Below are 24,634 nucleotides of genomic sequence, written 5' to 3' on the forward strand. Positions count from 1 at the left end.
CCGGCCGCGCGCGTGTCGCTCACGGCGCGACCCCGATGGTGGAGAGCCCGGTCGACTCGTCGAGTCCCAGGGCCAGGTTCATGCTCTGGACGGCACCGCCCGCGGTGCCCTTGGTCAGGTTGTCGATGGCGCTGATCGCGATGATGCGGCCCGCGGCCTCGTCCAGGGCGACCTGCACCTGAACGGCGTTGGAACCGTGGACGGACGCCGTGGCGGGCCACTGCCCCTCGGGCAGCAGGTGCACAAACGGTTCCTCGGCGTACGCCTTCTCGTAGGCGGCGCGCAGGGAGTCGCCGGTGACGCCGGGGCGGGCCTTGGCGCTGCAGGTGGCGAGGATGCCGCGGGGCATCGGCGCGAGGGTCGGGGTGAAGGAGACGGTGACGGGCTCGCCCGCGACCCCGCCGAGGTTCTGGATCATCTCGGGGGTGTGCCGGTGGCCGCCGCCGACGCCGTACGGCGACATGGAGCCCATGACCTCGCTGCCCAGCAGGTGCGGCTTGGGCGCCTTGCCCGCGCCCGAGGTGCCGGACGCCGCGACGATCACGGCGTCCGCCTCGGCGAGCCCCGCGCTGTACGCGGGCAGCAGCGCGAGGGTCGCGGCGGTCGGGTAGCAGCCGGGCACCGCGATGCGCTTGGACCCGGCCAACTCGGCGCGCGCGCCGGGCAGTTCGGGCAGCCCGTAGGGCCAGGTCCCGGCGTGCGGGGAGCCGTAGAAGCGTTCCCAGTCGGCCGCGTCGCGCAGCCGGAAGTCGGCGCCCATGTCGACGACGAGGACATCGGGTCCGAGCTGCTCGGCGACGGCAGCGGACTGGCCGTGCGGCAGCGCGAGGAAGACGACGTCGTGTCCGGCGAGGACCTCGGGGGTGGTCTCGGCCAGCACCCGCCCGGCCAGCGGAAGCAGGTGCGGCTGGAGCGCGCCGAGCCGCTGTCCGGCGTTGGAGTTGCCGGTCAGGGCCCCGATCTCGACCTCGGGGTGCGCGAGGAGCAGCCGCAGGAGTTCGCCTCCCGCGTACCCGCTCGCCCCGGCCACCGCCGCACGTACCGTCATGTCGCCTCCTCTAGATGGCATGACTATACGTAGAGCCGCAGGTTTATGCAATCCTCGGTCCGCGCCCGGCCTCAGCCCTCAGCCCTCAGCCCTCAGCCCTCAGCAGGATCCCCCGGGGCGCCCGGCCCGTCCGGAACGTGCGTCGCCCGTCGCCCCGGCGAGGCCCGGGGCGCCCGGAACGATCAGGCGGCTCTCGTAGGCGACCACGACGAGTTGGGCCCTGCTGGACACCTCCAGCTTGTGCATGATCCGGTTGATGTGCGACTTGACGGTCAGCGGACGCACGTCGAGCGCTCGGGCGATGGCGGTGTTGTCGGGCTGCGTGGCGATGAGGGCGAGCACCTCGCGTTCGCGCCGGGTCAGTGGCGTCAGCGCCCCGCGGGAGGCGGCGGCCTGGGGCGCCGGAGTGGGCGCGGGCGAGATGACCATGGCGCCGGCGAGGACGACGTCCAGCGCGGCGAGGAAGGCGTCGGGTTCGAGGTAGGGGCCGAGCACGCCGGTCACCCCGGCCCCCGCGAGGAGGGGCAGTTCGGCCGCGGGGACCTGCCCGAGCACGGCGACCCTGGTGCACGCGGCGGCGCGCCGCAGCCGTGTCCGGACCGCGGCGGACGGGCCCCGGACGAGTTCCCCGGCGTCGACCAGCAGAAGGTCGCGGGGGACCGGCGCGGTCAGGGCGTCGGCGAGGGTCGCCGTCTGGGCCGGGAGGGCGAAGGCGGGGGACGCGCCGATGACGCGTGCGCAGGCGTCCCGGACGAGGGCCGGGCCGCCCGCGAGGAGCACTCGGTGCATCGGCGTGTCCTTCGGACAGGGGCGGGCCCGCGGTGCCGTGGCGGCCGCGGGCCCGTGGGACGGTGGTGGTCAGTGGTCGCGGTCCGCGGGTCCCGCGTAGCTGGGTTCGCGGACGGCGGGAGCGGCGGGGGTGCGCCCCGCGAGCTTCTCGCCCTCGATGTCGACGTGGGGCAGGACGCGGTCGATCCAGGCGGGCAGGGCCCAGGCGCGCTTGCCGAGGAGGGCGAGGGCGGCCGGCACGATCGTCATGCGGACGACGAACGCGTCGAAGGCGACGGCGACGGCGAGGCCGAACCCGAGCGACTTGATCATGGCTTCCTGGGAGCCGACGAAGCCGGCGAAGACGCTGATCATGATGAGGGCCGCGGCGGTGACGACGGTGGAGCTCTGCCTGAAGCCGACCTCGATCGCGGTGCGGGCGTCGGCTCCGTGGACGTACGCCTCGCGCATCCGGGTGACCAGGAAGACCTGGTAGTCCATGGCGAGGCCGAACACGATGCCGACCATCAGGACCGGCATCAGGCTCATGACGGGGCCGGTCTGCTCCAGGCCGATGAGGTCCTTCAGCCACCCCCACTGGAAGACGGCGACGAGGGCGCCGAGGGAGGCCAGCACGGAGAGCAGGAAACCGAGGGCCGCCTTGACGGGGACCAGGATCGACCGGAAGACGAGGATCAGCACGAGGACGGCCAGGCCGACGACGAGGGCCAGATAGGGCACGATCGCCGCGCTGAACTTGTCGGAGATGTCGATGTTGAGGGCCGTGGTGCCGGTCACGAGGGAGCGGGTACCGGTGTCGGACCGCAGTTCACCGGTGAGACCGCGGATGTCGGCGACGAGGTTCTTGGTGGCGTCGCTGCCCGGGGCGCTCCGGGGGACGACGGTGATGATCGCGGTGTCGCCGCTCTCGTTGAAGACGGCCGGGGTGACGGCGGCCACGTCCCGGAGATCGGCGAGGGACGTGCCCAGCTTCTCGGCGCCGCTGCGGGCGGCGGCCGGGTCCCGGTCGTCGACGGTCACGGTGAGGGGCCCGTTGAAGCCGGGTCCGAAGGACTCGGACAGCATGTCGTAGGCCTTGCGCTGGGTGGACGAGGCGGCCTTGGAACCGTCGTCGGGCAGCCCGAGTTCGAGCTGGGTGGCCGGGAGGGCGACCACGCCGAGAGCGACCACCGCCAGCAGCAGCATCTGGGCGGGCTTGCGCAGGACGTGGGAGATCCAGCGCTGCCCCAGACCCGGCTTGACGGAGGCGGGCTTCTGACGTTTCCGGCCGCGGACGCGCTCACCCGCGAAGCCGAGGAGGGCGGGGACCAGCGTCGTGGCGACGAGGACGGCGACGACGACGGCTCCGGCGGCGGCGAGTCCCATCGCGGTCAGGATGGGCAGGTTCACCACCGCGAGCCCCGCGAGGGCGATGACGACGGTCAGTCCGGCGAAGACGACGGCGGAACCGGCGGTGCCGTTGGCGCGGGCGGCGGCCTCGCGGGCGTCGTGGCCGTCCGCGCGTTCGGAGCGGTAGCGGGAGACGATGAACAGGGCGTAGTCGATGCCGACCGCGATGCCCAGCATCGTGGCGAGGGCCGAGGCGTTGCTGTTGAGGTCGAGCGGGCCGCTGAGCGCCGTGATGGCGGCCATGCTCACGCCCACTCCGAGCAGCGCGGTGAGCAGGGGCAGTCCGGCGGCGACGAGGGAGCCGAAGGTGAGGAGAAGGATGACGGCGGCCAGGGCGAAGCCGATGGCCTCGGCCGTGTGGCTCTCCTCGGGGGCGGCCAGCGCGCTGCCGGATGCCTCCACCGTCAGCCCCTGGTCGCGACCGGACTCCAGGGCCTTGTCGAGGCCGGTGTGGTCGCCGTCGGTGAGGTCGGAGTCGGATGCGGTGTAGGTGACCTGGGCGTAGGCGGTGGTGCCGTCCGCGCTGACCGCCTTCGCGGCGAAGGGGTCGCTGACCTGCCCGACACGGGCCGAGGAGTCCTTGATCCCGGCCAGGGTCGCTTCGAGGGCCGCCTTGTTCCCCGAGGCGGTTATCTTCTCGCCGTCGGGTGCGCGCAGCACGACGCGGGCGGTGGCTCCTTCGGCGTTGGCCGCCGGGAACTTCTCCCCCAGCAGGTCGAAGGCGCGCTGGGCCTCCGTGCCGGGCAGGGTGATGCTCGAACTGGCGGGACCCGAGCCGGCGGAGGCGCCGATGCCCACGGCGCCCAGGACGAGCGCCCAGAGAAGGACGACCAGCCAGCGCCGCTCGAACGCGGCCCCGCCGATCTTGTGGAGGAAGGTGGCCATGAGGGAGACGCTCCGGATCGATGGTGTTTTCGGACGTGCGGTGCCCTGAGCCCGGCCGATGGCGGACCGGGCCCGAAGAGGGCGTACGGGAAGGGAACGAGCGGCGTCGGGCCGTCGTCAGGACGTGCGGGGTCGCCGGACGCGCCGGTGGGCGCGGCCGGAAGGCGGTAGGGGCCGGGGTCGTCGGGTCAGGCGGTGGCGGGCCGCGCGGTGAGAGCCGGCAGGAGCACCAACTCGACCACGGTCTCCATCAGTTCCTGGGTCGCCGGGGTCCCGTGGAGGATGTTCTGCGCGAGCCAGGGGCCGAGGAGGATCTGGTCCGCCAGGTCGATGACCGGGTTTCCGGCTTCGATCTCTCCCCTGGCCACCGCGCGTTCGCACAGCTGGGCCAGATCGCGCAGGATCGGGTGGATCAGCATCTCGCGGACGACCTCCATGAGGCCCTCGTCCTGGACGATGGCGGCCGGCATCGAGGTGAAGGTGCCCCTGGCCGGATCGTCGGCCACCAGGTACCGCGCGGCCTCCATCAGGTCGCCGCGCAGCGTCCCGGTGTCGATGCTGGACAGGTCCTTCCTGGTATCCGTGGTGAGGGCCTTCCACGCCGAGATCACCAGGCGCGGCTTGCTCTCCCACTGCCGGTAGAGCGTCGCCGTGCTGCACTTCGCCCGCTGCGCGACCGCGGCCATGGTCACCTGCTCGTACCCGACCTCACCGACGAGCTGAGCCGTCACCAGCAGCAGCTCCCGCTCCCGCTCCGCGGTGAGCTTGCGGCGGCGCGACGCCACAGGTGCCTCGGTCATGGCTGCTCCCCGGTCAGGTCCGTAGTCGACACCAGAACTGTAGCCACCCACTGAAGCGAAAATCAAGTTTTCGAAACTGGCGTTTTCGAAACGAGGGTTTTCGATCGCAGGAGCCTGTCTCCGGCCCTGCGGCCCCGCCCCGGCCGTGGGCCGCCCGACCGGCCGGTCGCACGGCCCCGGCTAACCTGGCCCCATGATCGTGTGGCTCAACGGAACGCATGGCGTCGGCAAGACGACGACCAGCGCGCTGGTACGGGAGTTGATCCCCGGGTCCCGGGTCCTCGACGCCGAGAAGGTCGGCGAGACGCTCATGGACATCGCGCCGTCGCTGCCCTGGACGGGCAACTTCCAGGACTGGCCGCCGTGGCGGCCGCTCGTCGTCGAGACCGCGCGGCACGTCCTCGACTACACCGGCGGCACCCTGGTGATGCCGATGACCGTGCTGGTCGAGCCGCACTGGCGGGAGATCAGCGCGGGCCTCGCCCACCATGGCATCCCGGTACGGCACTTCGTCCTGCACGCCGACCAGGACACCCTGCGCGGACGCATCGACGGGGACCTGGTCATGGGCCCGTCCGACTTCCGGCTGCGGTATCTGGAGCCCTACGCGGAGGCGGCCCGCACCTGGCTGCACACAGCGGCCGAGGTCGTCGACACCACCCGCCTGACGCCCGCCGAGGCCGCCCGGCGGATCGCGGAGTCCGTCGCCGTCACGCCGTGACCATGATCCGGCGGGAGACCAGGAACGTCACCGGGATCGCCGCCAGAGACGCGATCAGCGGGGCGTACCCGCTGCCGACGTGCGCGAGGTCGACGAGGACGTACACGCCCGCCGTCGTGACCACGAGATTCGCCGCGTTCGACAGCGGGAACAGCAGGAATTTCCGCCAGGTGGGACGGATCCGATAGGTGAACCGCGCGTTCAGGAAAAAGGATCCCGTCATGCTCAGCAGAGTGGCCAGAATATGCGCGACGAGATACGGGAACCAGGCCAGGAGCACCAGGTAGGGCCCGTAATAGGTCGCCGTGTTCAATACGCCGATCAGGGCGAAGACAAACATTTGCCGGGACATCAGGGAATGAGGTCCTTCGCCCGGTCGGCGCGGTGCACATTGCTCGCCTTCACCAGGAAGTGCGGGCGCCCCTTCACCTCGTAGTAGATGCGCCCGGTGTACTCCCCGATCACCCCGAGCATCACCATCTGCACCCCGGCGAGGCCCGTGACGGCGGTGACGATCGTGACGTAGCCGGGCGTCTGGACGCCGTTGACGAGCGCGGCGACCACGATCCACCCGGTGTAGACGCCCGCGCACAGCAGCAGCCCCATCCCGAGGTAGAGGGCGGCGCGCAGCGGCCGGTTGTTGAAGGACAGCACGCCGTCCAGGCCGTAGTTGAGCAGGCCGCGGAAGGTCCAGGAGCTGCGGCCGCCCTCGCGGGCCGCGTTCTCGTAGGTGAAGGTGGTGGCGGGGAAACCGACCCAGGCGAACAGGCCCTTGGAGAAGCGGTTGTACTCGGTGAGGGCCAGCACCGCGTCCACCACCCGCCGGGACATCATCCGGAAGTCGCCGACGCCGTCGACGAGTTCGACGTCGGTGAGCCGGTTGACCAGCCGGTAGTAGAGGCGGGCCGCCAGCGTGCGGGCCATGCCGTCGCCGGTCCTGGTGCGTCGCGCGATCACCTGGTCGTAGCCCTGGCCGCGCAGCTCGACCATGCGTTTCACCAGGTCCGGCGGGTGCTGGAGGTCCGCGTCCATGACGACGACGGAGTCCCCCGAGGCGTGTCGCAGGCCGGCGAGCAGGGCGGCCTCCTTGCCGAAGTTGCGGCTGAAGGAGAGGTAGCGCACCCGTGCGTCGAGGGCGGCGAGGCGTTCCAGCACGGCGAGCGTCCGGTCGCGGCTGCCGTCGTCGACGTAGACGAACTCCAGGTCGTGGCCGAGCGGAAGGAGTTCCTCCGCGAGCCTCTGGAGCCGTTCGTGGAAGCGGTCGAGGACGTCTTCCTCGTTGAAGCAGGGTGCGACGATCGAGAGGAGCATGGTTTCCCCCAGGGGCGGGTTCGCGGAGCGCCGGTCATGCGCCCACGCGGTCGGGCGCGGTGGTGGTGGTCGACGGGAGGGGCGTGCGGGCCGCGCGCCGACCCCGTAGGACGGTGAACGCGCAGGTCAGGAGCGTGACGAGGAGCGCGGTCGCGCCGATGGCTGAGCCCAGCCGCAGTCCTGGCGGCCGGAACACGCAGCGGACGGTGGTCGCGGAGCCGTCGAGCGGGACGGCGATCAGGCCGTGGAATCCCCCGGCCGCCACGACGGGCCCGGCGCCGGCCGCGCACCGCCACCCCGCGATGCGCGGCGCCGCGACGACGGCGGTCCCGGCGCTGCCGGGCGGCAGACTGGCCTCGACGGTGGCGCCGGAGACGTGGACGCGGGTGGCGCCGGTGGCCGTCAGCCGCTGGACGGCGCCGCGCAGGCGTGCGGTGTCGAGGCAGCCGACGGCGCCGTCCGGGATCCGGCCGCGCAGGTCGGGGGTGAGGACGATGCGGACGCGCCCGGAGGCGGGGACCGTGCCCAGCGGCCGCATCGCGGCGATCTTGGTGACCCGGGCGTCCGTCCTGAACCATGCCTCGGGGCCGCCGTCCAGGCGCGCGGTGCCCGAGTAGTGCGGGGCCCAGAGGTAGACCTCGGTGCCGGCCCGGCAGCGGGCGGTGACCCTCACTCCGCTCGCGGTGCCCTCGGCGGGCACGCCGACGAACCGGCGGACGGGCGTGCCGTCGGCGGCGCGGACGGTGACGCGGGGCACGGTGTAGACGCGGGTGCCGAGCAGGAGTTCCTGGTTGCGGTACGGGGAGGGGCCGAAGCCCGACCGGGTGTCGGTGCCTGGCGGGCGGACCGTCACCAACGGCGGTACCTGGGCGCGGGTCACGGTCGGGGCGCCGCCCGGCGGGGCGGACCGGCTCTGGTGCGGGTCGGGCGGTGAGTGCACGCGGGCGCCGACGGAGAACAGCGCGTCGGTGACGTCGTTGTCCAGGCTCTGGACGCTGCGGCCCCGGGAGGTCCAGCCGTCGCCGAGGGCGGTGAGGGTGCGGCTGAGGACGTCCGAGGTGAGGCTGCTGTAGTACTGGGCGCCCTGGCCGCCGACGAGCAACGGGTCGTTGCCGACGGTCTGTTCACGCCCGGGTTCGGTGCGGTGGGCGGGCCAGTCGTCCACGCGGGCGATGGCGTCGGCCTGGGCCCGCTGCCTGGCGCCCCAGGGCGCGTAGTCGTCCATGTTCCCGAGCCTGAGCCGGGACGCGACGGCGGAGGTGGCCACCGTCTCCCCGAACTGCCCGCCGAACAGCAGGACGACGGCGAGCGGGACGAGCGGCGCGCGACGCGGACGGCGGGCCACCCGCACGGGCCGGCCGGAGGGGCGGCCGGGGCGACTGAGGCGGCTGAGGCGGCTGAACCTTCGTGTGGCGTCGCCGAGTTCGGCTCGCTCGGATCGTCCGGCTGCTTCGGATCGTCCGGCGGGTCCGGCTCGTCCGGCTGGTTCGGCTGGTTCGGATCGCTCGGCGGGTCCAGCTCGTTCGGCTCGTTCGGCTGGTTCAAATCGCTCGGCGGGCCCGGCTCGTTCGGCTCGGCCGAGGAGGATCAGGCCCCCGAGTGCGCCGGTCACGGCCAGCGGCAGGACCAGCCACATCACCGGGTGCACGACGACGCTGCGGCTCGCCACCGCGGTGATCACGGCGAGCAGTCCGGTCGCCGCGGCCAGCGCCCGCGCGTCGGGCGGTCCGTGGGAGAGCGTCTGCCAGGCGGCCATGACGAGGAGCGCGCAGAGCACGAACGCCTGCCGGTAGGCGCTGCCCTGCGGGGTGGCGAAGGCGTGCCAGAGCAGATGGGTCGGCCCCCACTGGAGGGAGAGCGCGACGGCGACGGCGAGCGCCGTCCAGCCGGTTCTGATCCGGCGCGGGACGCGGCGGTCGAAGGGCAGGGCGAGGGCGAGCAGGAGCGCGGCGGTGCCGACGTACAGGGCGGGGCTCGCGAAGGTGTACGTCGTCGGCAGCAGCCGCGCGAGCAGGTCCCGCGCGGGCACCGGGGCGAAGTCGACGACGCGGCCGGGGTAGGCGTGCCGGGTGCCGGCCCAGACGACGGTCACCAGGGGCGCGGCGAGTCCGACGCCCAGGGCGACGGTCCCGGCCGCGCGCCCCGCGACGGCCACCCGGCGCCTCGGGGCAAGGTCGCCGAGGGCGAGCCGCAGCAGCAGGAGGAGTCCGGCGGCGAGGGTGGCCATGTAGGCGGTGTAGAAGTTGGCGATCCAGCCGAGCGCGACGACGAGCACGCCGAGGAGCGGGCGCCGCCCGGCCAGGGTCCACTCGCCGACCAGGCAGAACAGCGGCAGCGCGAGGAGTCCGTCGAGCCACATCGGGTTGTAGGAGGCGACGGCGACGCTCCAGCCGCACAGCGCGTACGAGGTGCCGAGCAGCCCGGCGGCCCACCAGCGTCCGGGGCGCAGGGCGAGCAGCAGCCACGCCATGGCCGCGCCCGCGCAGGCGGTCTTGAGCCCGGTGATCACGTACACGGCGAGGTCGATCTCGTCGCGCGGGAAGAGGGCGACGAGGAGCGCGAACGGGCTGGAGAGGTAGGTGCCGAGGTCGGGCAGGAAGCTGGAGCCGTAGCCGGACCGCCAGTTGATGAGCAGGTTGCCGTCGGCGCGGCCGTGCAGCAGGTCCCAGAGGTGGGCGTGGAACGGCACGTACTGGTTGCCGAGGTCGTTGACGCTGCGGGTGCGCGGTCCGAACGGATAGCAGCGGGCGACGGCGTCGGCGGCGCAGAACAGAGCGGCGGTGAGCAGCGAGGCGAGGAGCGCCGCGGCCTGGCCCGGCCGTGAAGGGCCGCGCGAAACGGCTTTGCGCAGGGTCGGGCGTTCCATTCCTTATTACTCCCCGAAGATCATTGATTCGCGGAGTTAGACGGTCCGACTTTCCAAAGGGTTGCCCTTCCGCAGGTAATCATCAATACGGATGGCGGGGGCTTTGATCTCAAGGGAAAGTGCGGGTGAACAATCAGGAAACAGGGAATTCCCTGGGTGTTGTCGAGAAGTGAATTCCGTCGGTGTCTGATCCGCGGGAAGGCGACCGGGTCGGCGGGGAAGGCGTACGTGAACCGGTCGGTGACGCCCTTGGCGGTGGAGTGACCGGGGCGACGGCGGTGGCCGTCTCGCTGTGGACGGCGTCCGGCGCGGCGGCCAGGGACCGGTCATGCGCGCGTCAATGGGCTGGGGGTCGGGGACGACGTAGGGTCGGGGCATGGGCGAGTTCTGGCCGGTGGCCGACGTGTTGGGGTTTCTGCGCGGGAGTTGGCGCGTCCGGCGGGAGGTGCGGGACCTCACCAACGGCACGGACGGCCGGTTCGAGGGCGTCACCGTCTTCGGCGACCTGCCGGACGGCGGCGCTCGGGACGGCGGTCCACGGGACAGCGGGCCGCAGGGCGCCGGATCACCTGGCCACGGCCTGCTGCACGAGGAGCGGGGCACGTTCACCTGGCTCGGGGTGGCCCGGCCCGCCGAGCGGACCCTGCGCTTCCTGCCCGGCGCCGATCCCGGCACCGCCGACGTGCGCTTCGCCGACGGACGCCCCTTCCACGACCTGGATCTGCGCACCGGCCGGCACACGGCGGGCCACCCGTGCGCGGCGGACCTCTACCGGGGCGAGTTCACCGTGCCGGACGCGGACCACTGGCGCACCGTGTGGCGGGTCGGCGGCCCCGCCAAGGACCTGCTGCTGACCACGGACTACACCCGCGAGAGCTGAACACGGGCCAGCCCCACGGACCATCCCCGCGGGTCATCCCCACGGGCCATCCTCATGGGCCGGGCGACGGCCGCACCCGCGGGGGCCGCGCACCTTGCCCGCGCCCGCGCCCGCGCCCGCCTGGGCCGCACCCCGCCCGCCCCCGCGCCCCGCGAGAGCCGCGCCCCCGCCCCCGCTAAACCCCCGACGGCTGCGCCCGCACCCCTTCGAAGCGCAGGTTCCAGCGTCCGCCGCTGCCGATGAGCGCGACCGCCGACAGCGGGCGCACGTCGAGGCTCCAGTACGTCGACAGGGGCACCCTGAGGGCGTACACCAGGGCCGCGCGGATCACCGCCGGTTCGGCGACGGCGACGATCAGGCCGCTGTCGTCGACCGGGCGGGTGTCGAGCCAGCCGCCGACCCGGGCGATGAACGCGAGCAGCGACTCCCCGCCGTGCGGGGCGCCCCGCGGGTCGGCGAGCCAGGCGTCCACCGCCGACGGCTCGCGGGCCATCGCCTCGCCCAGAGTCAGCCCCCGCCAGCGGCCCATGTCGCAGTCGCGGAGGGCGAGTTGGACCAGGGGTGCGTAGCCGAGGGCGTCGCCGGTGGCGCGGCTGCGCGGGGTGGGCGCGCAGTAGCGCAGTTCGGCCGCGGCGAGCGGCAGCAGCGCGGGGGACGCGCCCAGCACCTCGTTCCATCCCGCCTGGTCCAGCGGACGGTCGTCCTCGAAGCGCTCCGCGCGCAGCGAGGAACTGCGCGCCGCGGCGACGAACGTGACCCGAAGAGGCATGCGGCGATGGTGAGCCGGGAGGGAGGGCGGGTCAAGAGGGGCAGCCGGGGGGTGACCGAGGGTGGCGGCGGGCTCACGTCGCGGTCAGGGACCGGCTCAGGGTTCCGGCTGGAACAGCAGCGCCATCCACCGCTCGGGCGCGTTGAGCCCGGCGAATCCGGCCTTCTCGTAGACGCCGTGGGCGTCGGCGGTGGCGAGCACCAGCCGCCGTGGCCCGTAGGGGCGCAGGTGTTCGCGCACGGCGACGACGAGCGCGGTGCCGAGGCCCTTGCCGCGGACGGCGCGGTCCACGTAGACGTCGCAGAGCCAGGCGAACGTCGCGAAGTCGGTGACGACCCGCGCGTACGCCACCTGCTGTCCCGAACTCTCCTCGTACACGCTGAAGTTGAGGGAGGACTCGATCGCCTTGTCCTGCTTCTCGCGGGGGCGGCCGAGCGCCCAGTAGGCGTCGGTGGACAGCCACTGGTGGACGCGTTCCGCGTCGACGCGGGCGGGGTCGGTGGAGAGCAGGTAGCCGTCGGGCAGGCTCGGGGTGTCGTTCATGCCGGGAGGCTGCCATCCCGGCCGGTGGACGTCGAACGGTTTTCGCCGCGCACCTCCGCCCAGGCGGCGCCCAGCCGCCGTACGCCTTCGGTGATCTCCGCGGGTCCCGCGACCCCGGCGAAGCTCAACCTCAGGTGCGGGGCGGGGGGTTCGGCGCTGAAGTAGGGGCGGCCCGGGGTGAGGGCGACGCCCGCGCGCAGCGCCGCCGAGGCGAGGGCCGTCTCGTCGGTGCCGTCGGGCAGCCGCAGCCACAGGTGGTAGCCGCCCGAGGGGACGTGCGGCAGGGCGAGTTCGGGCAGGTGCAGCCGCAGGGCTGCGGTCAGGGTGTCGCGGCGGGTCTTCAACTCGGCGGCGATGGACCGCAGATGGCGGGGCCAGGCGGGCGATCCGACGAGTTCGAGCGCGGCCTCCTGGAGCGGCCGGGGGACGAAGAAGGTGTCGACGACCTGGATGGCGCGCAGCCGTTCGAGGACCGGGCCCCTGGCGGTGAGCGCGCACACCCGGAAGCTGGCCGAGGTGGCCTTGGTGAGGGAGCCGACGTGGACGACGACGCCGTCCGGGTCGTCGGCGGCGAGCGGGCTCGGCAGCGGCCCCGCGTCCTCGTGGACGAGGCGTCGCACGACGTCGTCCTCGATGACGAAGGCGCCGGCCGCGCGGGCGATCCGCAGCACCTCGGGGCGGCGCCCGGGGGCGAGGACGGCGCCGGTCGGGTTCTGGAAGAGGGGCTGGCAGACCAGGACCCGGGCGCCGGTGGCGCGGAAGGCGTCGGCGAGCAGGGCGGGGCGGACGCCGTCCGTGTCGACCGGGACGGGCACCGGGCGCAGTCCGGCGGAGCGGGCGATGGCCAGCATGCCGGGGTAGGTGGGCGATTCGACCAGGACCGGGGCGCCGGGCGGGGCGAGGGCGCGCAGCGCGGTGGTGAGCGCGGACTGGCCGCCCGCGGTGACCAGCACCTCGGCCGCGGTGACGGCGCCGCCGATGTCCCGCGCGAACCACTCCCGCAGCTCGGGCAGCCCCTCGACCGGCGGGCGCCCCCAGGCGCCCGGCCTGCGGCCCGCCCTGGCCAGGGCCGCGGCCATCGCCCGCTCCGGCTGCAACGACGGGTGCAGATAGCCGCCGTTGAACTCGACGACGCCCGGCGGTGGCGCGGCCAGGGAGGCCAGCACCCCGGAGGCGTCCACGGTGCGCGGGACGAGGTCGGCGCCGTCGGCACTGAGGGCGACCTCCTGCCATGAGGTGTCGCCGTTGGCGGCGCGGGCGGCGGGCGGCTCGGCGCGGAACGCCCCGGCGCCCGGCCGGGTGACGACGAGCCCCTCGGCGGCGAGCTGGGCGAGGGCCCGGGAGACGGTGACCGGGCTGACCCTGAACCGCTCGACGAGAGCGCGACTCGACGGCAGCTTTCCACCCGGCGAGTAGCGGTCCAGCTCCTTTCGCAGCTGATTCGCCAGTTCACCCACACTGCTACTCTCGTACATGAGTACAGAGAGTAGCGCTACTGCGCCGACCGCGATAGCGGTGACCAGCCCGCTCCCGACACCCGCGACGGGCACCGCGCTGGCCGCCCTGGGCGTCGTCACCTTCTCCCTCACCTTCCCCGCCACCGCCTGGGGTCTGGAGAGCTTCGGCCCCTGGACGCTGGTCGCGCTGCGCTGTGTGCTGGCCGCGCTGATCGCGGGCGGCTGCCTGCTGGCGCTGCGGGTGCCGCTCCCGGCGCGGGCGCACCGGCCGGGGCTGCTGGTGGTGGCCGCCGGCGTCGTCGTCGGTTTCCCGCTGCTCACCACACTCGCCCTCGGCACTTCGACCACCGCCCACGCGGCCGTCGTGGTGGGGCTGCTGCCGCTGACCACCGCCGTCTGCTCCGCCCTGCGGGTGGGCACCCGGCCGTCCCGCGCCTTCTGGGCGGCGGCCGTCACCGGCGCCGCCGCGGTGATCGCCTTCACCGTGCAGCAGAGCGGCGGCGCGGTGACCGGCGCCGACCTCTACCTCTTCGGGGCGCTGCTGGTCTGCGCGGCCGGATACACCGAGGGCGGCCGGCTGGCCCGGGTGATGCCGGGCTGGCACGTCATCGGGTGGGCGCTGGTGCTGTGCCTGCCGCTCGCGGTGGCCGGCGGGGCCGTCGCGCTGGCGTACGAGCCGGTGCGGGTGACCGCGCACGGGGTGGTCGGTCTGGTGTGGGTGGCGGCCGTCTCGCAGTTCCTCGGCCTGGTCGTCTGGTACCGGGGCATGGCCACGATCGGCATCCCCAGGGCGAGCCAGCTCCAACTGGCCCAGCCGCTGCTGACCCTGGTGTGGTCGGTGCTGCTGCTCGGCGAGCACCTGCCGGTGGCGGCCCCGCTGACCGCCGTGGCGGTCCTGGTCTGCATCGCCGTCACCCAGCGGGCGCGGAGCTGACCCGCGGGCCGGGCCGCCGTAGACTGGGGGTGCTCCCGCACTCGTGAGGAGGCCCCGAGATGCATGCGATCGTGGGCGACCGGCTCGTCCAGCACGGCCGGGTGGTCGGCCAGGCGGACCGGGTCGGCGAGATCATCGAGGTGCTGGGCCCGCGCGGCGACCCGCCGTACCGGGTCCGTTTCGCGGACGGCCACGAACACCTCTGTTCCCCCGGGCCCGACACCGAGGTCCGCCACCCCGACTAGCCGTCAGCGCGGTGCCCGCGCCGGTCGTCGGTAGTGGTCGGCGACCACGCGGGCCATCGCGCCCGTCGGGTCCGCCGCGACGTCCTTCGCGGCGAAGTAGACGTGCCCGCGTGCCTGCGGGTACTTCTTCGCCAGGGTGAGGTGGCGGGAGAGTTCCGCCGGGTCCTGCCAGGCGTCGGGCTGGGCGGGGTCGCCCGCCTTGTAGAGCGCCTCGCCGATGTAGAGGCGGGTCGTCGAACCCGACGCGACCTCGGCCCACCAGTCGAGGAGCTTGGCGTAGTCCGCGGCCTGGAAGCCGATGTTCCAGTAGATCTGCGGGACGACGTAGCCGATCCAGCCCTTCTTGACCCAGGTGCGGGTGTCGGCGGCGAGGTCGTCGTAGGTCTGGACGCCCGCCGCGGTGTCCGAACCCCGCGGGTCCGTCGTCGCGTTGCGCCACACCGCGAACGGGCTGACGCCGAAGTCGGTGCCCGGCCGGGTCCGTTCGATCCTGGCCGCCGTCTCGCGCACCAGCCGGTCGATGTTGTCCCGCCGCCAGGCCGCCCGGTTGGGGAAGCCGGCGCCGTGGCGGTCGTAGGCGGCGTCGTCGTCGAAGGTCTGTCCCGCCACCGGGTACGGGTAGAAGTAGTCGTCGAAGTGGACGGCGTCGACCGGGTAGCGGCGCACCGCGTCCATCATGGCGTCCTGCACGAACGCGCGGACCTTCGGCAGCCCGGGGTTGTAGTAGAGCTTGCCGCCGTAGGCGACCACCCAGTCGGGGTGCTTGCGCGCGGGGTGCGAGGCGACCAGCCGGCCCGGGTCGGTGTGGTTGGCGATCCGGTACGGGTTGAACCAGGCGTGCAGTTCCAGGCCACGCGCGTGCGCCTCCCTCACCGCCGTCCCCAGCGGGTCCCAGCCCGGGTCCTTGCCCTGGGTGCCGGTGAGGTACTGCGACCAGGGCTCGTACGGCGAGGGCCAGAGCGCGTCGGCCGTCGGACGCACCTGGAAGATCACGGTGTTGAGCCGGTCACGGACCGCCCTGTCGAGCAGCGCGAGCAGTTCCGAGCGCTGCTGGGCCGCCGTGAGACCGGCCCTGGAGGGCCAGTCCCGGTTGGCCACGGTCGCCACCCACATCCCGCGCATCTCGCCGGTGGCGCGCCGGTGGCCGCGCGGGCCGCTGCCGCCCGCCGTCGCGTCCGGCGTGAACGCGAGCGTCGACAGCGCGGCCGCGGTGAACGCCCTACGGGTCACTCGCCCCATCTGCACACCCCCAGGAACCGTGCGGTTCCGCCCGTCACGGACCGCTTCCGGGCCCAGCATGCCCGACCCAGGCGATCGATCATCGATACTTGGGAGTAACGTGCACGATCGGAGCAGGTGTCGCGCGAGCGGCCCTGCCGCACCGGTGGAATCAGCGAAAGGGACGATGTGACGGACATCCCGGCGGGAGACATCGGGCGCGTCGGCGTGGTCGGCTGCGGCCAGATGGGAGCGGGCATCGCCGAGGTGTGCGCCCGGTCAGGGCTGCATGTGCGGGTCGCCGAGACGACCGGCGAGGCCCTGGAGATCGGCCGCACCCGGCTGCTCAACTCGCTGGCCAAGGCGGCCGAGCGGGGCAAGATCAGCGCGGCGGAGCGGGACGAGACCCTGGCCAGGCTCAGCTTCACCACCGACCTCGGCGAGTTCGCCGACCGGGACCTGGTGATCGAGGCGGTCGTCGAGAACGAGCAGGTGAAGACGGAGATCTTCCAGGTCCTCGACCAGGTGGTGACCCGCCCGGACGCGATCCTCGCCTCCAACACGTCGTCGATCCCGCTGGTGAAGCTCGCGGTCGCCACCTCGCGCCCCGACCAGGTCATCGGCATCCACTTCTTCAACCCGGCGCCCGTGCAGAAGCTCGTCGAGCTGATCCCGGCGCTCACCACCTCCGAGGGCACGATCGGCCGGGCGCAGCTGTTCGCCGAGAAGCTGCTCGGCAAACACGCGATCCGCGCCCAGGACCGCTCGGGGTTCGTGGTCAACGCGCTGCTCGTGCCGTACCTGCTCTCCGCGATCCGGATGTTCGAGTCGGGCATCGCCGGGCGCGACGACATCGACAACGGCATGGAGCTGGGCTGCGCGCACCCGATGGGCCCGCTCAAGCTCGCCGACCTGATCGGTCTCGACACCATCGTGTCGATCGCGCACTCGATGTACGAGGAGTACAAGGAGCCGCTGTACGCCGCTCCCCCGCTGCTGCAGCGGATGGTGGACGCGGGCCGGCTCGGGCGGAAGACCAACTCGGGCTTCTACAGCTACGGCTGACGGTTTCCGGCCACCCTGCGTCACCCCACGGGCCCGGCACCTGGTTCAGGTGCCGGGCCCGTCGTATTCACACGCCGTGTGCGCGCCGGGCTCGCATATGCCCGTCACACACGCTCCCCACGCGCCCACCAGGCGAGTTGACTCATCATGCGCATGCAAGGGATGTGTGACGACTACGGAAAGGAGTGGACCCGTGACCGCCGAACCCGAGCATCCCGTGGTCCATGGAGAACTCGCAGAGTTACGGCGCCGCCTCGATGTCGCGTACGCGCGCGTCGAGGGCGGACTGGCGTTGCTCAACCACCGTACGGAGGAGAGCGACAAGGAGATCGACGATCTGACGGCCAGGATCGGCGCACTGGAGCACGCCCGCTGGCCGCTGCCCGCGGTCGCGGCGCTGACGTCGTTGGGCGCGCTCGTCGTGACGGTCTGGCAGGCCCTGGGCCGCTGAGGCGCCAGGACCCGGTGGGAGGGCTGCGGGGGGTCAGGACACGGTGTCCTGTCCGAGCCTGAGATGGTGCAGGAGCAACAGTGCCGCCGCCATGTTGGCGGCCGGGACCTCGCCGCGGACGATCATGTCGGGGACCAGCTTGAGCGGGACCCACTCCCGACGGTCCGATTCGAAGTCGTCCACCGGGTGCCCGATGTACTCGCCCTCGTCGGCCCAGTAGATGTGGTGCCGGGCGTCGGTGAGCCCGTTGGACGGCTCCACGCTCATCAGGTGGCGCAGGGGTCCCGGCCGCCAGCCGGTCTCCTCCTCCAGTTCCCTGGCCGCCGCGTACGCGATGTCCTCGCCGTCCTCGACGACGCCTGCCGCGAGTTCCCACCCCCAGCTGTCGGTGATGAATCGGTGGCGCCAGAGGAGGAGGACCTCGTTGGCCTGGTTGACCACCGTGGCCACGGCGACGGGCCGCAGCCGGATGACGAAGTGGTCCAGGTGCCGGCCGTCAGGGAGTGCGACGTCCGCGAGATTGACCCTGAACCAGCGGTTTGAGTACACAGTTTGTTCGTTCTCTTTCGTCCACTGCACGGTTCTGCCACCTTCCGCCGAGTAAGTGGCAATATCGCAGCAGGAACGAGAACGCAGCAGGCGCACGAGGAGCCGCGCCCGGCGCAGCGGCGGGCGCAGCCGACCCCTCGGCCGCGCCCGCTACAGCGGCACGCGCAACGCCCCGTCGATCAGCTCGGCGGCCTCGGCGGAGCCCGTGCCACCACTGCGCACCAGATGCTCGCGCACCGCCCGCAGCCGGTCGCGCAGCCGCTGCGACTCCATCCCCCTGGCCTGCTCGGCCATCCGCACCGCCGTCGCCACCGCCTTGTCGGCATGGCCCTGGCGCAGCTCGATGGTGCTGAGCATCGCCAGCCGGTGCACCCGGCCCCGGTCGTGCGCCGGAGTGTCCACGGCGGCCGCCGCGTGCTCCCCGGCCGCCGCCAGCTCCCCCAGGCTCAACAGGGCCTCCGCCACCTGGACGTTGACCAGACCCGGCTGCACATAACCGGTCTCGTCGGGCTCGTACCCGCGCCTGATGCGCTCGGCGGCGACCTCCGCGCGCCTGATGCAGGACAGGGCGCTGGTGCCGTCGCCCAGATGCGCGTACGCCTTCGCCTGCATCGCGTACAGGTCGGAGGCGAGCGCCGGGGTGATGTGCTTGCCCGCGGCCCGCAGCGCGGCCTCCGCGAACGCGACGGACTGCCGGTACTCCCGCATGAACAGCGACTGGTTGACGAGCAGCGCTATCACATAGGCGCCAAGTCCCCTGTCCCCGCTGGCCTTCGCGAGCCGCAGCGCCTGGTGGAAGTAGCGCTGGGCCAGCCCGTGGGCGTCCGAGTCGTAGGCGCAGATCCCGGCGACGGCGACCAACCCGCCGGTGGCGCGGTGGAGTTGGCGTCCGGGGGCGTCGGCGTAGCGGCCCCGCAGCAGCGGCGCCGCCTCGGCGTTGAGGAAGCCGACGATCCGGGTGCGGGTCGCGATGCCGCCGGCCTTGCGGTACATCTGCTCGTAGTGCGCGCGGGCCGCGCGCAGCATCTCCAGGTCGGCGACGGTGACCCGGTGCCGGCCGCCGCGTGAGACGTCCACGTCCTCGGGCGGGTTCTCCCACTCCCACACCGGCATCACCGCGGGCGTGCCGGTGACGGCCGGTGCGCCCAGGACGTGCGGGCGCTGCTGCTCGTCGGAGCGCCACAGCGCGGTGGCCCGTTCGACGAAGCCGGAGAGCGAGGTGCCGTGCGGGGCGGACGGCTCACCGGGCACGCCGAGGCCGATGTCGTCCAGGGTGACCGGCCGTTGCAGCCGGACGGCGAGCACCTCGCAGATCAGGTCGGGCACCTGGCCCCGGGGCCGTTGGCCCTTCAACCAGCGTGCGACGGCGGTGTGTTCGTAGCGGAGGGCGAGCCCGCGCGCGCGGCCCGCCTGGTTCACATGGGCGGCGAGTCCCGCGTGCGAGACGCCCGCCTCGTCGAGGATCGCGTCGAGAAGAGAATTGGGCTGCATGGGTGCCCCCCGGTGCATCGATGCGGTCAGCGTAGTGCGAACGGGTTCACACGGGGTGTGAACGGAGTGCCCGCATCCGCAGGGTGTGCGCGCTGTCGCGGAGAGTTCCCCGCCGGTTGACTTGGCTTCCTCGCAAGAGGCCGGCCGGGCCGCCTGCTCCCCCTCGAACAGCGCGGCGGCCCGATCGCGCGCCGTCCGTCCGGTCGCCTGCCCGGCACTCCGAGGCCGGACGGACGGCCCGCCGGCGGCACCGCTACTTCCCGGACGCGGGCTGCGGGCGCTGACTGCCGGGCCTGGCCGCGGATGAGAGCGGCCGCTGCCGGTCGTTGCGCAGCACCAGCAGCGCCACGTCGTCGGCGGGCGAACCCCCGGTGTGCCGCAGCAGCGCGGTGAAGACCGCCCCGAGGAGGGCCTGCGGCTGTTCCTCGATCGCACCGGCCAGCACCTCGGGCAGCGGGAAGAACCGCCCGTGGGTGTCGCGGGCGTCCTCGGCGCCGTCGGTGTGCAGGAACAGCGTCTCGCCCGGCAGCAGCCGCCCGCAGCCCTCGACGACGAGGTCGGCGGGGAGCGGGAAGAGGCCGAGCGGCGGCAGCGGATCCGCGCGGGCGAGAGCCGTGACGCTCTCGCCGCTGAGCAGATACGGCGACGGATGACCGCAGTTGAGCAGGCGCACCGCGCCGTCCTGACGGATCTCCAGGAGCAGCAGGGTGACGAACTCCTCGGTGACGGGGACATCGGGAGTGACGGGGGTGTCGGGGGCGCCGGGGCCCTCCACCGCCGTGCCGGCCGCCGGGGCCGGCCGCTCGGCGCGGGCCCGCTCCCGCAGCCGCCGGGCCAGGGCCCGCTCCAACCGGCGCATCACGGCGGCGAGTTCGGGTTCGTCGTGGGCGGCCTCGCGGAAACTGCCGAGGACGGCGGCGACCGTGTCGAGACCGCCGAGCCCGTGCCCGCGCACGTCCCCCATGACGACCCGGACGCCGTACTCGGTGCCCACGACGTCGTACAGGTCACCGCCGATGGCCGCGCCCGGCTCAGCGGAGAGCTGGGCGGCGGCGACGTTCAACCCGTCGAGCCGGGCGGGCAGCGGGCGCAGCAGCGCGCTCTGCGCGACCCCCGCGACCCGGCGCACATCCCGCAACTCCCGCAGCAGCGCCCGCCGGACGTGCACGACGAGACCGGTGCCGACGGCGAAGAAGACGGCGCTGGTGACGATGCGCGCGCCCAGGCCGTTCTGCTGGGAGAGCGGGCAGGCCAGCTTGTAGGTGATGGCCATGGCGCCCCACATGGTGGGCAGCCCGAGCGACCGCGCCCGGCGTATCCCGGCCTTGATGCGGACCACATGAACCCCCGTGTCAGGCCCTGACAACACGATCGGACCGGCCCCGAAAGGCCGGTCCGATTGTGTCCACGCCATGACCCGGAAGAACCAGATCATCCCGGGAAGTCACCCCATCGAGTGAGATCGGGAGGGGTCGGGGCTACCCCCGCAGCACCGCTCCCGCCCGCTCCCCCGCGAGGGCCACGGCCGCGTCGCGGGCGGCGGACGCCTCGTCCACGGTGAGGGTCCGGTCACCGGCCCTGAACCGCAGCGCGTACGCCAGCGACTTCTTGCCCTCGCCGAGCTGCGCGCCGTTGTCGTACACGTCGAACAGCCGGATGGACTCCAGGAGTTCACCCGCGCCCTCGCGCAGCGCGGCCTCCACCTCGGCGTGCGGCACGGCCACGTCCACGACCAGCGCCACATCCTGCGTGGCCATCGGGAACGTGGAGATCCGCGGCGCCTGCGGGGTGTCGTTCCCGGCCGCCTGGAGGGCGTCGAGGTCCAGCTCCATCGCGCTGGTGCGGTCCGGCAGCCCGAGCGACTTCAGCACCCGCGGGTGCAGTTCGCCCGCGTGCCCGACGACCCGCTCGGTGCCGTCGACGACGACCGCGAGTTCGGCGGTGCGCCCCGGGTGCCAGGGCCCGTACTGGCCGCCCCTGACGACGAGTTCGGCTCCGGCCTCGCGGGCGACCGCGCGGGCGGCCTCGACCGCGTCGGCCCACTCCGCGGGACGGCCCTTGCCCCACCAGCCGGCCTGCTCGCGGGCGCCCGCGAGGACGACGGCGACGTGCCGGGGCTGGTCGGGGAGGGTGGCGTCGAGCGCGGCGATCTCCTCGGCGGTGGGCCGCCGGTCGACGGGCGGCGCGGCGGCCACCGAGCGGTCCTCGCGCGGGTGGAAGACCAGGCCGGTCTCGAACAGCGCGAGGTCGTGGGTGCCCCGGCCGTCGTTGCGGCGCAGCGCCCCGAGCAGTCCGGGCAGCAGCGACGTGCGGAGCGCGGGCTCCTCGTCGTTGAGCGGGTTGACCAGCTTGACGACCTCGCGGTCGGGGTCGTCGGCGTCGAGGAGCAGTTGGTCGAAGACCTGCTCGCCGACGAACGGGTAGCTCAGCGCCTCGACGTACCCGGCGCCCGCCAGTGCCCGGCCGACCCGCCGGTGCAGCCGCTGGCGCGGGGTCAGGCCGTGGCCGGAGCGGGGGCGGGGCAGCGTGGAGGGCAGGTTCTCGTAGCCCTCCAGCCGGATGACCTCCTCGGCGAGGTCGTTGGCCGCCACCAGGTCGGGCCGCCAGGACGGGACGGTGACGATCAGCTCGTCCTGCCCGTACACGTCGCAGCCGATCTGCTGGAGCCTGCGCACGACGGTCTCGCGCCCGTAGGTGACACCCGCGACCTTGTCCGGGTGGTCGGCGGGCGCGGTGATGGTGTGCGGCGCGGACGGCGCGACGACCTCGGTGACGCCGGCCTCGGCGGTGCCGCCGGCGAGCAGCACCAGCAGGTCGACGGTGCGCTGCGCGGCGGCGGCCGCGGCCTGCGGGTCGACGCCGCGCTCGAAGCGCCGGGACGCCTCGGAGGAGAGCTTGTGGCGGCGGGCGGTGCGCGCGACGGAGACCGCGTCGAAGTGGGCGGCTTCGATGACGACGTCGGCGGTCGCCCGCCCGGCGTCGTCGGCGATCTCGGTGTCGGCGCCGCCCATCACCCCGGCGAGCCCGATGGGGCCGCGGTCGTCGGTGATCACCAGGTCCTCGGCGTGCAGGACGCGCTCGACGCCGTCGAGGGTGGTGAGCTTCTCGCCCTGCTGGGCGCGGCGCACCCCGACGGTGCCCTGGACCTGCGAGCGGTCGTAGGCGTGCAGCGGCTGGCCCAGCTCCATCATCACGTAGTTGGTGACGTCGACGGCGAGCGAGATCGGGCGCATGCCGACCTTCTGGAGCCGGCGCTGGAGCCAGATCGGGGAGCGGGCCTCGGGGCTCAGCCCGGTGACCGTGCGGGCGGTGAAGCGGTCGCAGCCGGCGGGGTCGGAGACCCGCACGGGGTAGCCGTAGGCGTTGGGGCCTGGGACGTCGAGGAGCGCCGGGTCGCGCAGCGGCAGGCCGTAGGCGATGGCGGTCTCGCGGGCGACCCCGCGCAGCGAGAGGCAGTCGCCGCGGTTGGCGGTGACGGCGATGTCGAGGACCTCGTCGACCAGTTCGAGCAGCTCGACGGCGTCCTTGCCGACCTCGGTCTCCGGCGGCAGCACGATGATGCCCTTGGTGCCGTCGTCGCCCATGCCCAGCTCGTCGCTCGAGCAGATCATGCCGTGCGAGGTCTTGCCGTAGGTCTTGCGGGCGGCGATCGCGAAGTCGCCGGGCAGCACGGCGCCCGGCAGCACGACGACGACCTTGTCACCGACGGCGAAGTTGCGGGCGCCGCAGACGATCTCCTGCGGCTCGCCGGTGCCGTTGGCGGCGCCGACGTCCACGGTGCAGAAGCGGATGGGCTTCTTGAAGCCCTCCAGCTCCTCGATGGTCAGCACCTGGCCGACGACCAGGGGGCCCTTGAGTCCGTCGCCGAGCTGCTCGACGGTCTCGACCTCCAGGCCCGCGGACACGAGCTTGGCCTGTACGTCACGGCCGGTTTCCGTCGCCGGCAGGTCGACGTACTCCCGCAGCCAAGAAAGCGGGATCCGCATCAGATCTCCATCCCGAACGGCCGGGTGAAGCGCACGTCACCCTCGACCATGTCTCGCATGTCTTCGACGTTGTGGCGGAACATCAGCATCCGCTCGATGCCGAACCCGAAGGCGAACCCGCTGTACTTCTCCGGGTCGACGCCGCAGGCGGCCAGCACCTTGGGGTTGACCATGCCGCAGCCGCCCAGCTCGATCCAGCCCTCGCTCGAACAGGTGCGGCAGGGCCGGTCGGGGTTGCCGACGGACTCGCCGCGGCAGACGTAGCACACCATGTCCATCTCGGCGGACGGCTCGGTGAACGGGAAGAAGTTGGGCCGCAGCCGCGTCTTCATGCCCACCCCGAACAGCGACTGGACCATGTGGTCGAGGGTGCCCTTGAGGTCGGCCATGGTCAGGCCCTCGTCGACGGCGAGCAGCTCGACCTGGTGGAAGACCGGGGTGTGGGTGGCGTCCAGCTCGTCGGTGCGGTAGACGCGCCCCGGGCAGATCACGTACACCGGCAGCTCCCGCTCCAGCAGGGAGCGGATCTGCACGGGCGAGGTGTGGGTGCGCAGCACGACCCCCGAGTCGGCGGTGCCGTCGGGGCCCTCGACGAAGAAGGTGTCGGCCTCGCCGCGGGCGGGGTGGTCGGGGCCGATGTTCAGGGCGTCGAAGTTGAACCACTCGGCCTCGACCTGCGGTCCCTCGGCGACCTCGTAGCCCATGGCGACGAAGACGTCCTCGATCCGGTCGGACAGGGTGGTCAGCGGGTGGCGGGCGCCGGCCGGGACCCGGTCGTAGGGCAGGGTGACGTCCACCGCCTCCTCGACCAGCACCCGGGCGTCGCGCTCCGCCTCCAGCTCGGCCTGCCGGCCGGCCAGCGCCTTGTTGACGGCGCCCCTGGCCTGCCCGACGAGCTTGCCCGCTGCGGCCTTGGCCTGCGGGGGCAGCGCGCCGATCTCGCGGTTGGCGAGGGCCAGCGGGGAGGTGCCGCCGGTGTGGGCGACCTTGGCCTCCTGGAGCGCGTCGAGGGAGGGCGCGGCGGCGAAGGCGGCGAGCGCCTCGTCCCGCATGCGCTCGATCTCTTGCGGTTTCAAGGCCTCGACCTCGACAGGGTCGTACGACTTATTCGGTGCCGACATCTCTTCCCGTGCTTCCGGTTGGCTGGCTGAGGGTCCCGCTGCGACTCGGGGGGACGCGTCGTCCCTGAACGGGGACGCAAAGGTGCCAAAGGCCGAGTCTAACGGGGTGGGGAGGT

General features: G+C 73.2%; 22 protein-coding genes. 6 read left to right on the plus strand and 16 right to left on the minus strand.

Annotated elements, in window-relative coordinates:
* Window positions 1-19: 19 nt before the first annotated feature.
* The 4 genes from argC to DDJ31_RS07345 all read right to left on the minus strand — a co-directional run bounded on the left by argC (window position 20) and on the right by DDJ31_RS07345 (window position 4,911).
* A complete protein-coding gene (gene argC / locus DDJ31_RS07330; RefSeq protein WP_127181104.1) occupies window positions 20-1,048 on the minus strand; it encodes an N-acetyl-gamma-glutamyl-phosphate reductase in 1,029 nt (342 codons plus the stop codon).
* Window positions 1,049-1,147: 99 nt separating this feature from the next.
* Window positions 1,148-1,837, minus strand: coding sequence for a response regulator transcription factor (locus tag DDJ31_RS07335; protein WP_127181103.1), 690 nt, complete (start codon window positions 1,835-1,837; stop codon window positions 1,148-1,150).
* A 69-nt stretch (window positions 1,838-1,906) separates the two neighbouring features.
* Entirely contained in the window at window positions 1,907-4,111 is a 2,205-nt protein-coding gene (locus DDJ31_RS07340) for an MMPL family transporter (protein ID WP_127181102.1), read from the minus strand.
* Window positions 4,112-4,299: 188 nt separating this feature from the next.
* Entirely contained in the window at window positions 4,300-4,911 is a 612-nt protein-coding gene (locus tag DDJ31_RS07345; RefSeq protein WP_127181101.1) for a TetR/AcrR family transcriptional regulator, read from the minus strand.
* A 193-nt stretch (window positions 4,912-5,104) separates the two neighbouring features.
* Here DDJ31_RS07345 and DDJ31_RS07350 point away from each other — a divergent pair, with 193 nt between their 5' ends.
* A complete protein-coding gene (locus DDJ31_RS07350) occupies window positions 5,105-5,632 on the plus strand; it encodes an AAA family ATPase (RefSeq protein ID WP_127181100.1) in 528 nt (175 codons plus the stop codon).
* Here DDJ31_RS07350 and DDJ31_RS07355 read toward each other — a convergent pair.
* Genes DDJ31_RS07355 through DDJ31_RS07365 form a run of 3 tightly spaced genes read right to left on the minus strand, consistent with a single transcriptional unit; the run spans window position 5,622 to window position 9,809 of the window.
* On the minus strand, window positions 5,622-5,984 hold the full coding sequence (locus tag DDJ31_RS07355) for a GtrA family protein (protein ID WP_240678258.1): 363 nt from the start codon (window positions 5,982-5,984) through the stop codon (window positions 5,622-5,624). The two genes, DDJ31_RS07350 and DDJ31_RS07355, sit on opposite strands and share 11 nt — an antisense overlap.
* Complete coding sequence (locus tag DDJ31_RS07360; protein WP_127181099.1) at window positions 5,984-6,943, minus strand: glycosyltransferase family 2 protein; 960 nt, start codon at window positions 6,941-6,943, stop codon at window positions 5,984-5,986. Before DDJ31_RS07360 ends, DDJ31_RS07355 begins: the two co-directional genes overlap by 1 nt.
* Window positions 6,944-6,977: 34 nt before the next feature.
* Window positions 6,978-9,809 (minus strand): YfhO family protein, encoded by a 2,832-nt coding sequence (locus DDJ31_RS07365; RefSeq protein ID WP_127181098.1) that lies wholly within the window; start codon window positions 9,807-9,809, stop codon window positions 6,978-6,980.
* A 376-nt stretch (window positions 9,810-10,185) separates the two neighbouring features.
* Between DDJ31_RS07365 and DDJ31_RS07370 the strand changes: the two genes are divergently transcribed.
* Window positions 10,186-10,689, plus strand: coding sequence for a DUF6314 family protein (locus DDJ31_RS07370; protein WP_127181097.1), 504 nt, complete (start codon window positions 10,186-10,188; stop codon window positions 10,687-10,689).
* A 175-nt stretch (window positions 10,690-10,864) separates the two neighbouring features.
* Here DDJ31_RS07370 and DDJ31_RS07375 read toward each other — a convergent pair whose 3' ends face one another.
* The 3 genes from DDJ31_RS07375 to DDJ31_RS07385 form a co-directional block, all read right to left on the minus strand.
* Window positions 10,865-11,458 (minus strand): histidine phosphatase family protein, encoded by a 594-nt coding sequence (locus DDJ31_RS07375; protein WP_127181096.1) that lies wholly within the window; start codon window positions 11,456-11,458, stop codon window positions 10,865-10,867.
* 96 nt (window positions 11,459-11,554) lie between these two features.
* Window positions 11,555-12,001, minus strand: a complete 447-nt coding sequence (locus DDJ31_RS07380) for a GNAT family N-acetyltransferase (protein ID WP_127181095.1) — start codon at window positions 11,999-12,001, stop codon at window positions 11,555-11,557.
* On the minus strand, window positions 11,998-13,476 hold the full coding sequence (locus tag DDJ31_RS07385; protein WP_127181094.1) for a PLP-dependent aminotransferase family protein: 1,479 nt from the start codon (window positions 13,474-13,476) through the stop codon (window positions 11,998-12,000). Before DDJ31_RS07385 ends, DDJ31_RS07380 begins: the two co-directional genes overlap by 4 nt.
* On the opposite strand from DDJ31_RS07385, the gene DDJ31_RS07390 reads away from it, so the two are divergent.
* Window positions 13,475-14,392, plus strand: a complete 918-nt coding sequence (locus DDJ31_RS07390) for a DMT family transporter (RefSeq protein WP_127181093.1) — start codon at window positions 13,475-13,477, stop codon at window positions 14,390-14,392. The genes DDJ31_RS07385 and DDJ31_RS07390 overlap by 2 nt on opposite strands.
* Before the next feature lie 59 nt (window positions 14,393-14,451).
* The gene (locus DDJ31_RS07395) at window positions 14,452-14,637 is read left to right on the plus strand and encodes a DUF1918 domain-containing protein (RefSeq protein WP_127181092.1); all 186 of its coding nucleotides are present in this window, start codon (window positions 14,452-14,454) and stop codon (window positions 14,635-14,637) included.
* Window positions 14,638-14,640: 3 nt separating this feature from the next.
* On the opposite strand, the gene DDJ31_RS07400 is transcribed toward DDJ31_RS07395, so the two are convergent.
* The gene (locus tag DDJ31_RS07400) at window positions 14,641-15,876 is read right to left on the minus strand and encodes a glycoside hydrolase family 10 protein (protein WP_171480783.1); all 1,236 of its coding nucleotides are present in this window, start codon (window positions 15,874-15,876) and stop codon (window positions 14,641-14,643) included.
* 168 nt (window positions 15,877-16,044) lie between these two features.
* On the opposite strand from DDJ31_RS07400, the gene DDJ31_RS07405 reads away from it, so the two are divergent.
* Together DDJ31_RS07405 and DDJ31_RS07410 are read left to right on the plus strand one after the other, a co-directional pair.
* Window positions 16,045-16,920: a 3-hydroxybutyryl-CoA dehydrogenase gene (locus DDJ31_RS07405; protein WP_127181090.1), complete on the plus strand. Its 876-nt coding sequence runs from the start codon at window positions 16,045-16,047 to the stop codon at window positions 16,918-16,920.
* Between the two features lie 193 nt (window positions 16,921-17,113).
* On the plus strand, window positions 17,114-17,371 hold the full coding sequence (locus DDJ31_RS07410; RefSeq protein ID WP_127181089.1) for a hypothetical protein: 258 nt from the start codon (window positions 17,114-17,116) through the stop codon (window positions 17,369-17,371).
* Window positions 17,372-17,404: 33 nt separating this feature from the next.
* On the opposite strand, the gene DDJ31_RS07415 is transcribed toward DDJ31_RS07410, so the two are convergent.
* The 5 genes from DDJ31_RS07415 to pheS form a co-directional block, all read right to left on the minus strand.
* Window positions 17,405-17,950, minus strand: a complete 546-nt coding sequence (locus DDJ31_RS07415; protein ID WP_127181088.1) for an NUDIX hydrolase — start codon at window positions 17,948-17,950, stop codon at window positions 17,405-17,407.
* A gap of 120 nt (window positions 17,951-18,070) precedes the next feature.
* Window positions 18,071-19,411 (minus strand): transcriptional regulator, encoded by a 1,341-nt coding sequence (locus tag DDJ31_RS07420; protein ID WP_127181087.1) that lies wholly within the window; start codon window positions 19,409-19,411, stop codon window positions 18,071-18,073.
* Window positions 19,412-19,664: 253 nt separating this feature from the next.
* Window positions 19,665-20,750: a PP2C family protein-serine/threonine phosphatase gene (locus tag DDJ31_RS07425; RefSeq protein ID WP_346656292.1), complete on the minus strand. Its 1,086-nt coding sequence runs from the start codon at window positions 20,748-20,750 to the stop codon at window positions 19,665-19,667.
* 139 nt (window positions 20,751-20,889) lie between these two features.
* Entirely contained in the window at window positions 20,890-23,397 is a 2,508-nt protein-coding gene (gene pheT / locus DDJ31_RS07430; RefSeq protein WP_127181086.1) for a phenylalanine--tRNA ligase subunit beta, read from the minus strand.
* Window positions 23,397-24,518, minus strand: a complete 1,122-nt coding sequence (gene pheS, locus DDJ31_RS07435; protein WP_127181085.1) for a phenylalanine--tRNA ligase subunit alpha — start codon at window positions 24,516-24,518, stop codon at window positions 23,397-23,399. The genes pheT and pheS overlap by 1 nt, the downstream gene beginning before the upstream one ends.
* Window positions 24,519-24,634: the final 116 nt, after the last annotated feature.

Source organism: Streptomyces griseoviridis, assembly GCF_005222485.1.
Classification (GTDB): domain Bacteria; phylum Actinomycetota; class Actinomycetes; order Streptomycetales; family Streptomycetaceae; genus Streptomyces; species Streptomyces hintoniae.

Coding starts and splice junctions, on each gene's coding strand:
- argC (WP_127181104.1), bottom strand. CDS start 1,048: ATGACGGTACGTGCGGCGGTGGCCGGGGCGAGCGGGTACGCGGGAGGC.
- DDJ31_RS07335 (WP_127181103.1), bottom strand. CDS start 1,837: ATGCACCGAGTGCTCCTCGCGGGCGGCCCGGCCCTCGTCCGGGACGCC.
- DDJ31_RS07340 (WP_127181102.1), bottom strand. CDS start 4,111: ATGGCCACCTTCCTCCACAAGATCGGCGGGGCCGCGTTCGAGCGGCGC.
- DDJ31_RS07345 (WP_127181101.1), bottom strand. CDS start 4,911: ATGACCGAGGCACCTGTGGCGTCGCGCCGCCGCAAGCTCACCGCGGAG.
- DDJ31_RS07350 (WP_127181100.1), top strand. CDS start 5,105: ATGATCGTGTGGCTCAACGGAACGCATGGCGTCGGCAAGACGACGACC.
- DDJ31_RS07355 (WP_240678258.1), bottom strand. CDS start 5,984: ATGTCCCGGCAAATGTTTGTCTTCGCCCTGATCGGCGTATTGAACACG.
- DDJ31_RS07360 (WP_127181099.1), bottom strand. CDS start 6,943: ATGCTCCTCTCGATCGTCGCACCCTGCTTCAACGAGGAAGACGTCCTC.
- DDJ31_RS07365 (WP_127181098.1), bottom strand. CDS start 9,809: ATGGAACGCCCGACCCTGCGCAAAGCCGTTTCGCGCGGCCCTTCACGG.
- DDJ31_RS07370 (WP_127181097.1), top strand. CDS start 10,186: ATGGGCGAGTTCTGGCCGGTGGCCGACGTGTTGGGGTTTCTGCGCGGG.
- DDJ31_RS07375 (WP_127181096.1), bottom strand. CDS start 11,458: ATGCCTCTTCGGGTCACGTTCGTCGCCGCGGCGCGCAGTTCCTCGCTG.
- DDJ31_RS07380 (WP_127181095.1), bottom strand. CDS start 12,001: ATGAACGACACCCCGAGCCTGCCCGACGGCTACCTGCTCTCCACCGAC.
- DDJ31_RS07390 (WP_127181093.1), top strand. CDS start 13,475: ATGAGTACAGAGAGTAGCGCTACTGCGCCGACCGCGATAGCGGTGACC.
- DDJ31_RS07385 (WP_127181094.1), bottom strand. CDS start 13,476: ATGTACGAGAGTAGCAGTGTGGGTGAACTGGCGAATCAGCTGCGAAAG.
- DDJ31_RS07395 (WP_127181092.1), top strand. CDS start 14,452: ATGCATGCGATCGTGGGCGACCGGCTCGTCCAGCACGGCCGGGTGGTC.
- DDJ31_RS07400 (WP_171480783.1), bottom strand. CDS start 15,876: ATGGGGCGAGTGACCCGTAGGGCGTTCACCGCGGCCGCGCTGTCGACG.
- DDJ31_RS07420 (WP_127181087.1), bottom strand. CDS start 19,411: ATGCAGCCCAATTCTCTTCTCGACGCGATCCTCGACGAGGCGGGCGTC.
- pheT (WP_127181086.1), bottom strand. CDS start 23,397: ATGCGGATCCCGCTTTCTTGGCTGCGGGAGTACGTCGACCTGCCGGCG.
- pheS (WP_127181085.1), bottom strand. CDS start 24,518: ATGTCGGCACCGAATAAGTCGTACGACCCTGTCGAGGTCGAGGCCTTG.